Source organism: Mycoplasma procyoni (assembly GCF_017052595.1).
Lineage (GTDB): Bacteria > Bacillota_I > Bacilli_A > Mycoplasmatales > Metamycoplasmataceae > Mesomycoplasma_A > Mesomycoplasma_A procyoni.
In genome coordinates this window covers 71,124-84,268 of the sequence record NZ_JAFIDB010000003.1, presented here as the reverse complement: position 1 = coordinate 84,268, position 13,145 = coordinate 71,124, and the positions used below count along the sequence as shown (strand labels likewise).

The following is a 13,145-nucleotide window of genomic DNA, read 5'->3' as shown; positions in this document are numbered from 1 at the left end:
ATTTTCAATTTTTTGATAATTTAATATAATTTAAATACTATGAAAAATAAAAAGAAAATGATAATTTTAGCAGCTTCAATAGGTGCTGTTGCGATCGCCGGAATCACAACAGGAGTTGTTGTTGCTTTAAGCAAAAACAAAGCAAATCAAAGTAATTCTGGAAATAACGACAACAAACCAGAACCAAAACCAGATCCAATCACAAAAACAGAAATCAAATCATTAACAATTAAAGATGTAGAAACAAAATATGCCACTGTTGTGGTTGTTTTAAACAGAATTTTAGAGCAAAAAACAAAAACATACTCAATTACTGTAAATAAAGTAACTCACTCTGATTTTACAAAAAACAAAGAAACAAACACTCTTACATTTAGATTAGGAATTCTAGAACCTAACACAGACTACAATATCGAAAGTTTTAATGAAGGTTCTGATTCAATTGATATTCCTCAAGGAACACAAACAAACTTCAAAACTTTAGAAGAAGAATCTCAAATTAGTGAACCAAGAATTTCTTCTATTAACTTCTCTGATCTTACAAAAAATTCAGTCAAAATTTCTGTTGCAACACAAAATACACAAGCAGATCAAACATTTGCTTTAATCATCAACTCACAAGTATATAAAAATTACAAAAAAGAGGGAGACAGTGTTATTTTTGAACTAAATAACCTTCAAGCTAACACAGAATATAAATTAAAATCTTTTGAAATAAACGATCAAAAAAATAACAAAAAAATAATTGAAATTAAAGACAAAAAATTTACAACACAACAAGACCAATTATCAGCTACATTAGCTTCTATTACTAAAAATAACAACGGAACAGATTCACTAGAACTTACTTTTAAATTTTCAATTTGAAATTTAGTAAACGAAAATTCTAAAATTAAGTTTAATCTAAACAATGAACAAAAAGAGTTTAGTGGTTTTGATCTAAACAACAAAAAAATCGATCTAACAATCAGTTCTTTAAGCCCAAATACAACATATACAATTAGTGATCTGCAAATTGATGATGTAGCAATTGCGATTCCTGACGGAGTTGAAAAAAGCTTCACTACAGCAAATGCAGAAACTCCTTTAGCATTAAACTCATTAGAAACTTCTAACATCAAATATAACACAGCTGATCTTTCTTTTGTTTTCAACAAAGATCTGCCTACACAAAACAACAATTTTAGTTTAGTTTTAAGCTACACAGAAAACTCACAACCACAAACAAAAGAGTTTAGCAATGATAGTTTTGCTTTAGAAAACAATAAATTAATTCTTCAAGCAACAGGACTAAAACAAAACACACAATATACAATAACATCTCTAAAAAATAATGATCAAAATTTTAGTTTAGATCCAATCCAAAACAAAACATTCACAACTCAACAAAAAGTTGATAGTGATAATTTTACAATTACAGATTTAGCCTTTAGCGAAATCACAAAAGACAGTGCAAAAGTAACTTTAACTTTTGGACAACACCAACTTAGAGATATAGATCAAAAAGACTTTGAGATTTTCTTTAACACAAAGCAAATCAGTGTTTTTACAACAAAATATGACCCTTCCAGTGATAAATTAGAAGTAGTTCTTAGAAACTTAGATTTTGAAGAAAACTACCTATTAGATTCTGTATTTTTAAACAACAAAGAAATTGCTTTACCTTCAGAAAAAACAGATGAGCAAAAATCATTCAGAACACTTACATACAATCTAGATATGAAAATAGAGGAAGTTGTTGCAGAAACTAAATCCGAAGGTTCTCAAGATTATGTTTATTTAGATTTAGATATTACAAATCCATTCCAATTAACGAAACCGCAATATGAAATATTATTAGTTGCAGAAGATCTGACAGAAAATAATCAAGAAGAAAGATACTTTTTAGGTTCAATTGAAAAAGATAAAAATGAAAATTTCAAAAAAATATCTCTAGAATTAAGTGATAGTTACAGCGAAGATTTTGACGCAACTTCAGAAGATACAGCTTCTTATTCATTATTAAAATCTCATAATTACAAAATCAAAAAAATAAAATTAAGACCTCAATCAGCAACAAGTTGATACTCCTTCGAAATCACTCCAAAAGACAGCTATAACCCTACATTTACAACAACTGTAAACACTCTTAAATTCAATAATGTGCAAATCCAAAAAACAGCAGAAAACAACATTGAAACAAATTTAGGATTTGCAAACTTAACAGACCAAACAAAAACAGTAAATCTCTGAATTAACACAGATTTTGGAGCTAAATGAAAACTACAAGCAACAAAAAGAGATAGCGATAATAAATACACTGCAACAATCCAAAATTCAGAACTACAAAACGGAAAATACTTCTTAGAACGTGTTTATGTGGGTGATGATTACATTTTTGGAGATAATGTTAGCGAAGACCAAAAAACATTAGATTATAAAAAACAAACTTCTGAAAACTATACTTTTGAATCAACAAGAGAAACAATTAAAAATGGTTTAGGTTCTAAAATCACTATTAATCTAAACAGCTATCCAGATAACTTTGGTCCTTTAATGTACCAAAAACCTGACTTAGAACTTACAGAATCCGGAACAAACAAACAATTTGTAATCAAACTCAAATCAAAAGATGTTAATGCTAAAACTTTAGTTTATGAAACATTTGATTTAGATGAATCTAAAAATTATGAAATCAATAAGATTCTCTGACATGATCACCAAACATCACTAACTCCTTTATTAAAAGCGACATCAGCTTCAACACAAACAAAAACAGCACTTACAAAAGAACAAATGGACTCAATTATAAATTCTATTTCTTCAATTAGTCTTAACAAAAGATGATGAGCAACAGGAATCAAATCAAAACTAAAAACAATTAAAGACTTTGTTGCTCTAACCAACTTAACTTTTGATAATTTAGATCTTAAAACAACAGATTTAGAAGTTGCAATAACAGAAAATGATTTTAGTGATCTAAACGAATTAAACGGAACTTTAGCTCTTAATCTAAAATTAAGAAGCAACAATGTTGAATCTGTTTCTAAAAAAGTTTTCTTTAACAACCTTTATTCAAGAAGTTGAATCCAGTCAAATAAAGGTGATCTAAAACACTTCTATGACTTAATTTCTATTTCAAAAACAGGAATTACAAAATCAACAAAAGACTTTGATACAGCCTTCCCAGAAGAAAACAACTCAGATGACTTAGATTCATCATTAGGTGGAAAACCTTCTGTAACTATCGATATTTTTGATCCAAAACTCAAAGACTTTGTTGATGTTGATGAAAGCTTAAGTCTCTTTGATCACTCAAAAATGAAAGTTCTATTTACAAAATACAGAGATGAAGAATCTGGATTTGGAAACTCCAAAACTTCTCAATATGCAATGTTAGGTTATGCTCAATACAAAATTCTTTATTGATTTGATCTGAATCAACCAGAAGCTAAATTTACAAACCAAGTTACTCCAATGTGATTAGGCGGATTTAATAACTACAGCGAAAAAGCATCTAAAGACCTTTACAACGTTATTAAAAATAACCTTGAAAATTCTCTTAAAAAATATGAATTATTTAACTCTGAATATGGTATTTTAGACTCAAATACAAAATCAAACGATGTGTTATTAAGCGAGCTAAACGCTTTAGACTCAAAACAAAAATGAGCTAAAATAATGGAAATAACTAAACTTCAAAGATATTTCAATCAACAAATTAATATTCTTAAATCAGCATTTAATCCAAACATTACAAAAAACAGTGAACTCAATTATGAAGTTATCAAACTTCAAACAGAAACAAAGGGAATTAATAAGTTTTTAGTGGTTGATTTTATTATCAAACCAACCTACACAACAACAGATCCTTCTAAACAAGATCAAGACTCAGTTGTTGGTCAAAACTACTTAAGACTCTACCTTCTAAACAACAAATAACTCAAACGAGCATTGCTCGTTTTTTTGTTTTTCTTTGTGGTAAAATTTAAATATAGAGAATAAAGAAAATTTGAATTAATTTAAGAATAACAAACAAAGATATTTTAATAAAGGAGAAAAATGGACAAAAAAACACTTAAAAAACAGAACTTCTTAGACTTTGTAGTTTACAGAATTTTTAGTTCAAAATATAATAAAGATTTTGTTTTAGAAGGTTCTAAATCAATAGATATCAAAACTAAAAATAAATTAGCAAACAAAGGAGTTATTTATTACAGACTTCCCAAAGATTTAGACTTAAATCTTAAATTTAGAGAATCTAAAATTAAAGATATTGAAAATATATTAAAAGACATTTTTAAAAATGATCTTGATATTAAGGTAGAAACAAGCATTGTTGAAAATATTGAGACAAATAAATTTTTCTTTAAGGTTAAAAGAATTCAAGATGAGCAAACAGCTTCAAATCTTGAAGTTGATATTATTCTTGACACAGATCAATATACAATTGAAGAAGAAAATTTCTTTTATAACAAAGAAGTTATAAAGGTTCAAACATACAATATTGAAAAATATGTAGCTAATAAAATAATAAGTTTAAGAAAGGTTTACAAAGAAAATAAACACTTTCTTCTGCATGAAAAAATAAATTTAGATAATTTTAAAACAAAGGATGAAATAAGCGTTTTCATCGATCTTTTTTGGTTTGTTTCCCACTTTTTGATCGATAAAAAAGAGTTGCTAAGAAATCTAGAACTTATGTATGATGAAACAATTTTTAATATTAAACTCGAGAACTACATAAGTTATTTAAACGATTTACTGAATGACGATGAGTTTGTAATAAATATTTCATTAATAATGGATAATATGAAAATTTTAAGAAGAGAAATGTTTAAAACATTTTTAAGAGGTACTTTCAAAGGAATATTAAAGGAGAAAAATGGCCAAAGCAGTTAATTTATTTATAAAAGAGCGCGGTTTTAGAGAAAACTATGTCAATGTAACAAGACGCAGAAACATTCATGTTAAATTAGGAGATAAAGATATTCTGTTTTTCATTCAAGACAGAGATCAATTCAGAACTTTCTACATTACAACAGACCCAAAGCAACAAAGAATCGTTCAAGATATGTACTATCCTGAAGATATTATTTATGTACCAAATTTATTTCATGACTTAAAGAAATTAGACAAAATAGATAAAGTTTATATTCATGCATTTTTACTAAAATTCTTTGCAGAAAACGAAAATAAAAGCGGATACAATTGGTATGAAAGCAATGATTACATCATGACTCTTTACCAAAGTCCTGATTGACAACGAATCTCAAGAATTCTTAAAAAGAGATATCCTGAATTTTCTGAATTTATAACTCAAGAAAATATTTTAGAGTGATTATTTAAGATTTCAGGAAGAAGATGAAGATGACCAGAACCAACTAATGATTAAAATTTAAACAAGGAGTAAAATGGACAAAAAAACACAGAAAAAACAGTACTTTTTAGACTTTGTCGTTTATAGAATCTTTAGTTCAAAATATCACAAAGATTTTGTTTTAGAAGGTTCTAAATCAATAGATATCAAAGCAAGAAATCAAGGTATTGTTTATTATATATTACCTAAAGATTTAGATCTTAATCTAAAATTTATTGAATCTAAAACAAAAGAAATAGAGCAAATATTACATGATATTTTTGCAAAAGACAAAGAAATATTAATCGAATTAAATGAAGATAATTTTGAAACAGAAAATAAATTCTTTTTCAAAATCAAAAAGTTAAATGATAGAAAAGTGATTTCAAACCTCGAAGTTGATATCATTATTGATTTTGATAAATACAAAATTGAAGATGAAAACTTTGAATTTGAGGGAGAAAACATCAAAATCCAAACATACAATATTGAAAAATACATTGCTAATAAAATATTGAGTTTAAGAAAAGTTACTAAAGTAAACAAACATTTAATAACAGAAAACTCAAATTTAGATCTCTTTAGATCTGATGATGAAATAAAAATATTAATAGATATCATCTGATTTACAAAAACCTTTCAATATAACGATAAAGAAGTCTTAAGAAATTTAGAATTAATGTTTGATCAATCGCTTTTTAATAAAAACTTAAAACAGTATTTAAGTTATTTTGTTGAATATTTTTATTCTAAAGATATACACTCAAGCATAGAAAGAAAAATTGAAAAATCGCAATTAAACATAAATTCTTTTGATTATAATAAATATTTATCATCTGTATTTGAAGGCATCTTAAAGGAGCAAAATGAAAAAACCACCTAGCTTATGATTTAAAGAAAGAGGATTTGTTCCTAATTATTGAAATGTAACAAGAAGAAAAAACATTCATGTCAAAATGGGTGATAAAGATATCTTGTTCTTTATTCAAAACAGAGATGAAGATAGAACAGTTTATATCACAAACAATCCCGATCAACACTATTTAGTTGTGCAATGAGACTATCCTGAAGACATCATTTACATTCCTAATCTATTTCATGATTTAAAGAAATTAGACAAAATCGATAAGTTTTATATTCATGGATATTTACTCAAATTCTTTGCAGAAAACGAAAACAAAAGTGGCTATAACTGATCAGAAAGTGGCTGATATATTTATGATCGAAACATGGAAGAAGATTGAGAAAAAACCTTAAGAATCTTCAAAAAAAGATATCCGGAATTTGCCAAGATATATACAAAAGAAAATATGTTAGACTGAATCGAGAAAATCTCTGGTTCAAGAAAAACTTGACCAAAAAATCAAACAGTATGATAATCGAGAAAATTGAGGAGCGAAATGGAATTGATAGAAATAATAGGAGAAACTAATTTTTACGAGAAAAAAGAAAGAGTTGAAAGAAAAAAAGTAGATCATTGACTTAAAACAATTTCCGCATTTGCAAATAAAGGTGGAGGGATTTTAATTTTCGGAATTTCAGACAATGATGAAATCCTCGGTTTATCTAATGCTAAAGAAGATTTGGATTTTATTTCCAGAAGTATTAAAGATTATATTGAACCTCTTGTTGATTATAAACTTGAAATAAAAGAATATAAAGGATTAAAATATATAGTTGTTTCTGTCGAAGAAGGTTCTTCAACTCCTTATTTTCTTGTAAAAGACGGAAAAAGAAAAACCTTTATAAGAACAGGAAATGAAACAATAGAAGCAAAAAATAGTATATATAATTATCTAACCTTAAAAGGAATTAACCAAACTTACGATTCTTTAAAATCTGATGTTAAGATTACAGAAACTACCTTCATAGGCCTTAAACACGCTTTTAAATCAAAGACTTTCACTGAAATTACAGATAAAGATCTAAAATCTTTAGGGTTGGTTTTGAATGATGGCTATTTAACTAATGCAGGATTACTTCTATGTGATGAATCCTTTTTGATGCAAGCAAAAATAATTTGTACACGTTGGAATGGGTTGGATAAAAGTAACGGCCTAATTGAAGCTATAGATGATATTGAACTCGAAGGAAATTTAGTTAAACAACTAAAAGATGCAATTCACTTTATTAAACTAAATACATCTAAAAAGTGACGAATAGGAGAAATATTTAGATTCGAATATCCTGATTATCCAGAAAGAGCAATTCAAGAAGCTATGTTAATGCATTGATACATAGAGATTACTTAATAAAAGGTTCTGAAATATTTGTTTATATCTTTGACAATAGGATTGAAATCGTTTCTCCAGGTGGGATGTTTGATAGATTAAAAATTCAGGATCTAAATATTCAAAACATCCACTCTTCATTAAGAAATCCAATAATAGCAAATGTTTTTTCAGAACTTGACTTAATGAAAAGAAGGGGAATGGATTTTGATAAAATCATAAATTCATACAAAAAAGAAGAAAATTTTAGTGAAGATAAAATGCCTACTTTCTACTCTGATGAGTATTTCTTTAAAACTACACTGTGAAACTTAAATTACCAAAAAAATAATTCCAATAACATAACAATAAATACTGATACCGCACCAAAAAAGACACCAAATTTAAATTTCAATCACAGTTGAAACAAAAAGAAAAAAGACATTTTTTGAATGGGAATCGAGAATTTTTTAAACCAAAAAGAAACCATTACTTCAAAGGAAGCTCAAGAAATTTTAGGAACAAAATCATCAAGAACAAGAGAAGTTCTTGCAAATTTCACAAAAGAGGGATTGTTAATTTCATTTGGTGCTAATAAAAACAGATTTTACAAACTAAACAAAGAAAACAAAAAGCATTAATTTTGACTAATGCTTTTTCTTTATCGCTTTACAAAACAGTAAAAAAACTAACCACGAATGATTAGTTTTGTTTATTAAAGTTCTTCACCTTTATTAGAGCTAATTTCATTGTTAAGTGCTTCTGCTTCAACCCCGATGATTGCTTGGAATGAATTGTCAGAAATTTTTACAACTCCAAAAGCTCCTGCCTTTTTAATGGCTTCTTCATTTACTTTTGAACCATCTTTAACAATGTATCTTAATCTAGTTGAACAGTTATTGTATTCTTCGATGTTATCTCATCCACCAAATCCTTTAACTATTTCTCTAGCTTTTTTAGATAAAGAACCACTTTGTTTTGTTTCTGTAGCTGAAGAATCATCTTCACTAACTTGAATAATTCCCGTTCCTCTTCCTGGTGTATTTAAGTTGAATTTTTTGATCATAAATGTACCAATAAAGAAGTATGATGCAGCTGCGGCTGCTCCAATTGCAAGAATTCATCCTGGATTTGCAAATACTTTTGCAGCACCTTTAAATCCTGATTCATTAATGATAGCTAATGATTTAGGAATACTAATTAAATAGTCCATTAATCCAGCGGAGAATCCAAATCCAATTTGAATTCCAAATGCTCCAGTAATAAATGCAAATACCCCTGTTAGCACAGCGTGGATTACATATAATAGTGGGGAAACATATAGAAAAGCAAATTCAATTGGTTCTGTAATTCCTGATAAGAAACTAACAATAGCAGCTGAACCAAATAAAGCTACAACTCTTGTTCTTTGCACTTTGTTTTCTGCTGTGAAAACAAAAGCTCCTACTAATGCTGGTAAACCAAACATCATCATTGGGAAGAATCCTGCTTGGAATAATCCTCCTGGATTATTTTTAGCAGCACCTTGTAAGAAAATGAAGATGTCTCCGTTTACTGTTTTAGTAGCATCGCTTGCAGAAACATGTTCTCCTAATTGGAATCAGAAGATATTATTTGGAATGTGGTGTAATCCAAAAGGAATTAATAATCTGTTTAGAAAACCATAAACTCCCATAATTGAAGCTCTTGTAAATCTCACCGAAGCTGTTGCTTCTTCTCCTGGTGCAGTTGCATCAGAAAGTGCTTTTGAAAGCTTAAAGATTACAAAAGCCACTCAAGGGAAAATGATTGCATAGAAAATTGAAAAAATTGCCGCAAAGATAATTGCAAGCGCAGGAATTAGTCTTTTTCCAGAGAAAAATCCTAATACTTTAGGTAATTCAACATTGCTTGTTCTATTGTAAATTCAAGCAACAAATGAACCAACAATAATTCCTGTAAGCACGTTTTTACCTAAAACATCTTCGAATTTTCCTCTAAATAAAGCCTCAAATCCAAGAACAACTGTTTTATCTTTGACTCAAGTTTCACCTAAATTAACTCCACCATAAATTGATTTTGCTAAAAAAGGAACTAAATTAGCAACTAAAAGCATTGCTATAAAACCTGCAAAGGCTGCTTCACCCCTTCTTTCTTTGGTGAAACCAAATGCTAAAGCCACAGCAAATAGCATATATAAATTTGAAAAGACTAAATCACCAAGTGTGATTGTTATTTTTTGTACAACTGAAGAAAAAGTTGTATCTGTAGGTATTTCTGCTCCAATTCTTAAAAGGATCGCAGCAAGTGGTAGAATGGCGATCGGGAACATTAAAGTAGAACCAATTTTACCGAGTTTTTGCATTGTTGATTTAAAGAAACTTTGCTTTGGAGAACTTTTTGTTAAAGACATTATTTATTACCTCCTGTTTGTTTAGCTTTTGCTTTCTTTAAAACAAAACCGTGAATAACTGTTGTAGAAATAATTGCACCAAACAACACAATTACAAATACTAAAGCAATACCAGCAACTAAATTAGCTTTAAATTCTTTTGCTTGTTTTAACATTTCCCGTTGTAGTGTTTCATCAACTCTATAAAGAGTGGATAAAAGAACTATAATTAGAAGAAAAATTAAAAATAATGCTCATAAAACAATGTAAATATATTGACTTGGGTGTAATTTTGACAAATTAAACTTACTATTTTTAAACATTTTAACCTTTCACTCTGAGCAGAACTTGTGCTCAACTAAATTTTCTATTAAAATAAAAACATTTTTTAAAAATGAATAAAATATGCACCGAGACTCAAAAACAGATTATTTAAGGATCAAAAAAGCCCTTGTTTTTGGTTTTATTTGCATAATTTATTCATATTTAATTCTTATTAATTGAATATTTTAAAATTTATTTGCTTATTTCTAATTGGAGAAAAAATGAGAGATTTAGATAAACTTAGTACACAAAAATTAATTGAACTATTTAATGAAACTACAAATGAAATTCACAAAGAAATCAAGAATAAAAAAAGCACTATTTATAAGATTTGTAGTTTAGCAATTAAAGTAATAAAAAGAGCTAATACAGTTTTTTATGTAGGAGCTGGAACAAGTGGGAGAATTGGATTGGTTGATGCACTTGATTTTTGACCTACATTTAATGAAAAAAACTGATTTAAATACTCAATTGCGGGCGGTGATGAAGCAGTTTTGAGTTCTTTAGAACAAAATGAAGATAACTTTGAATTAGGAATTTCTGATGTTTTCAGAAACGAAGTTAAAGAAGGTGATTTGATTATTGGACTTTCTGCTTCAGCAAACACAAAATATGTAAATGGTTTTCTTTCTCAAGCAAAAAGACAAGGTTGCCACACTGTTTTAATTACTAACAAAGCTAAAGGTGATTGTTATGAAAACAGTGATATTGTGTTATTTTTGGATTTAGGAGATGAATTAATTGAGGGTTCAACAAGACTTAAAGCAGCTACAGCACAGAAAATTGTTTTAAACACAATTTCTTCTATTACAGCAATTAAACACAACAAAGTTTATGAAAACATGATGGTTGAAGTTAATCCAATCAATGAAAAACTTGTTAAAAGAAGTATTGAAATTATCAAAAAAATTACAGCTTGTGAAGAAGAAGTTGCTAAAAAAACTTACTTTGAATCTGAAAAAAATATCAAACTTTCTTGTATCATTATTAAAAAAGAAGTTGATTTAGAAACAGCTAAAAAAATACTTAGAAAAAATGAAAATAATTTAAGAAAGGCACTTGAAGATGATAATTAAAAATGTCACAATAATCAACCCAGAAAGAACTATTAATAATGCTGATATTTTTGTCGAAAATAACACAATAATGGACATAAAAGAAAAAGAAGGACAAGGTGATTTCTATTTAGTTCCAGGCTTTATAGACACACACATTCACGGAATTTATAATATGGATGTAATGGATGGAACAGCAGAATTATCAAAAATTTCTAAAAAACTTGCTAAACTTGGAACTACATCTTTTATGCCTACGGCAATGACAAATGACTGAGAAATACTAAAAAATTCTCTTTCTAAAATGGCTAAAAATAAAAAATGATACTCAAGAAATTTAGGTTTTCACCTTGAAGGGCCTTTTATTTCAACAGAGAAAAAAGGCGCTCACAAAACTGAATTTCTAAAGCAAGCTAACAAAACAAACTTAAATCAATTAATTAAAGCTTCAGAAAGCAATCTTAAAAAACTTTCTTTTGATCCTAAAATGGTTTCTTTAAAGATGCTAAAAGAAATTCAAGATAAAGAGATAATTGCTTCAATTGGACACAGTGCTGTTGATCTCAAAACTGCACAAAAATACTTTGCAAATGGTTGTTATTCTATTTGTCATTTATGAAATGCAATGTCTGGAATAGACTCAAGAAATCCGGGGCTTCTTCAAGCTGCATTAATGGATCAAAACTCCTATGTAGAAATGATTTTTGATTTAGTTCATATTTCAGAACAAACAATTAAATTTACAACACAAATTAAAGATATTAATAAAATTATTGCTGTTTCAGATGCTATAAAACCTGCCTATTACAAAGATGGAGATAGCGTTTCTGGTGGTTTAGAAATTACTAAAAAAGCTAAGTTAATTACTCTAAAAAACACCAAAACAATTGCTGGTTCTGGAATTGTAATTCACGATGCTTTTATTAATTTAGTAAAAATCGGTTATAGTCTCAACGATGCTATAAAAATCTGTTCCACAAACTCTGCTAAGTATTTAAAACTTGATAATTTAGGCCAAATTGAAAAAGGATTTTTAGCTGATTTTGTTATTTTAGATAAAAATAATTTAAAAATAAAAGAAGTTTATATAGATGGAAAGAAAGTGAAATAATGAATATAAAAATTACCAAAAATACAGATGAACAAGCACTTTTAGCTGCAAATATCATCAAAGAACAAATTAAAAATAAAGCAGATTCTGTTATCTGTTTTGCAACAGGAAGCTCACCTATAAAAACATACAAACAACTAATTAAAATGTATGAAAATAAAGAAATATCCTTTTCTAAAGTTACATCTTTTAACTTAGATGAATACATAGGAATTTCTAAAGAAAACGAGTGTTCTTATTACTATTTTATGCATGATACTCTCTTTAATCACATAGATATCAAAAAAGAAAATATAAATCTTCCAAACGGAAATGGTGATATAGAAAAAAATGCACTAGAATATGAAAATTTAATTAAACAAAAAGGTGGAATTGATCTAATGATTCTTGGAATCGGTGTTAATGGACACATCGCCTTCAATGAACCGGGTTCAAAAGACAGTGATCGCACAAGAGAAGTAGAACTCACCCAAGAAACAATTGAATCAAATAAAATTTATTTTGAATCAGAAGATCAAATGCCAAAAACAGCTATTTCAATGGGAATCGGAACGATTCTTGAAGCTAAAAAAATCATTTTAATTGCTTCAGGAAAATCTAAATCAAAAGCAATTTATCAAACAATAAAACAAAAAATAACACCAGATGTTCCAGCTAGCTTCCTCCAAAAACACAAAGATGTTACAATAATTTTAGACCAAGAAGCAGCAGAATTATTAGACTAAAAACAACAACC

The 13,145-nt window shown here is 28.0% G+C and carries 12 protein-coding genes; 10 read left to right on the top strand and 2 right to left on the bottom strand.

Annotation, left to right across the window (positions count from 1 at the left end; translation table 4 throughout):
• Window positions 1–39 precede the first annotated feature (39 nt).
• The 7 genes from JV122_RS01820 to JV122_RS01790 all read left to right on the top strand — a co-directional run bounded on the left by JV122_RS01820 (window position 40) and on the right by JV122_RS01790 (window position 8,189).
• On the top strand, window positions 40–3,921 hold the full coding sequence (locus tag JV122_RS01820) for a hypothetical protein (RefSeq protein ID WP_205842806.1): 3,882 nt from the start codon (window positions 40–42) through the stop codon (window positions 3,919–3,921).
• A gap of 120 nt (window positions 3,922–4,041) precedes the next feature.
• A complete protein-coding gene (locus JV122_RS01815) occupies window positions 4,042–4,881 on the top strand; it encodes a nucleotidyl transferase AbiEii/AbiGii toxin family protein (RefSeq protein WP_205842805.1) in 840 nt (279 codons plus the stop codon).
• Complete coding sequence (locus JV122_RS01810; protein ID WP_205842804.1) at window positions 4,865–5,374, top strand: hypothetical protein; 510 nt, start codon at window positions 4,865–4,867, stop codon at window positions 5,372–5,374. Before JV122_RS01815 ends, JV122_RS01810 begins: the two co-directional genes overlap by 17 nt.
• 19 nt (window positions 5,375–5,393) lie before the next feature.
• Window positions 5,394–6,221: a hypothetical protein gene (locus JV122_RS01805; protein ID WP_205842803.1), complete on the top strand. Its 828-nt coding sequence runs from the start codon at window positions 5,394–5,396 to the stop codon at window positions 6,219–6,221.
• Window positions 6,205–6,717 carry a hypothetical protein gene (locus tag JV122_RS01800; RefSeq protein WP_205842802.1) on the top strand — a complete coding sequence of 171 codons (513 nt, stop codon included), beginning with the start codon at window positions 6,205–6,207 and terminating at the stop codon, window positions 6,715–6,717. Before JV122_RS01805 ends, JV122_RS01800 begins: the two co-directional genes overlap by 17 nt.
• Window positions 6,718–6,738: 21 nt before the next feature.
• Complete coding sequence (locus JV122_RS01795; protein WP_205842801.1) at window positions 6,739–7,590, top strand: AlbA family DNA-binding domain-containing protein; 852 nt, start codon at window positions 6,739–6,741, stop codon at window positions 7,588–7,590.
• Entirely contained in the window at window positions 7,569–8,189 is a 621-nt protein-coding gene (locus tag JV122_RS01790) for an ATP-binding protein (protein ID WP_205842800.1), read from the top strand. Before JV122_RS01795 ends, JV122_RS01790 begins: the two co-directional genes overlap by 22 nt.
• Before the next feature lie 74 nt (window positions 8,190–8,263).
• Here the strand turns inward: JV122_RS01790 and JV122_RS01785 are convergent, their stop codons facing one another.
• Together JV122_RS01785 and JV122_RS01780 are read right to left on the bottom strand one after the other, a co-directional pair.
• Window positions 8,264–9,940, bottom strand: a complete 1,677-nt coding sequence (locus tag JV122_RS01785; RefSeq protein ID WP_240463411.1) for a PTS transporter subunit EIIC — start codon at window positions 9,938–9,940, stop codon at window positions 8,264–8,266.
• A complete protein-coding gene (locus JV122_RS01780) occupies window positions 9,940–10,242 on the bottom strand; it encodes a hypothetical protein (protein ID WP_205842799.1) in 303 nt (100 codons plus the stop codon). Before JV122_RS01780 ends, JV122_RS01785 begins: the two co-directional genes overlap by 1 nt.
• Window positions 10,243–10,464: 222 nt before the next feature.
• Here JV122_RS01780 and JV122_RS01775 point away from each other — a divergent pair, with 222 nt between their 5' ends.
• From JV122_RS01775 to nagB, 3 genes are read left to right on the top strand one after another with little or no spacing between them, the layout of a single operon-like run.
• Window positions 10,465–11,319 (top strand): N-acetylmuramic acid 6-phosphate etherase, encoded by an 855-nt coding sequence (locus JV122_RS01775; RefSeq protein ID WP_205842798.1) that lies wholly within the window; start codon window positions 10,465–10,467, stop codon window positions 11,317–11,319.
• Window positions 11,309–12,409, top strand: a complete 1,101-nt coding sequence (nagA, locus tag JV122_RS01770) for an N-acetylglucosamine-6-phosphate deacetylase (protein ID WP_308699322.1) — start codon at window positions 11,309–11,311, stop codon at window positions 12,407–12,409. Before JV122_RS01775 ends, nagA begins: the two co-directional genes overlap by 11 nt.
• Window positions 12,409–13,134 (top strand): glucosamine-6-phosphate deaminase, encoded by a 726-nt coding sequence (gene nagB, locus JV122_RS01765; protein ID WP_205842796.1) that lies wholly within the window; start codon window positions 12,409–12,411, stop codon window positions 13,132–13,134. The genes nagA and nagB overlap by 1 nt, the downstream gene beginning before the upstream one ends.
• Window positions 13,135–13,145 lie beyond the last annotated feature (11 nt).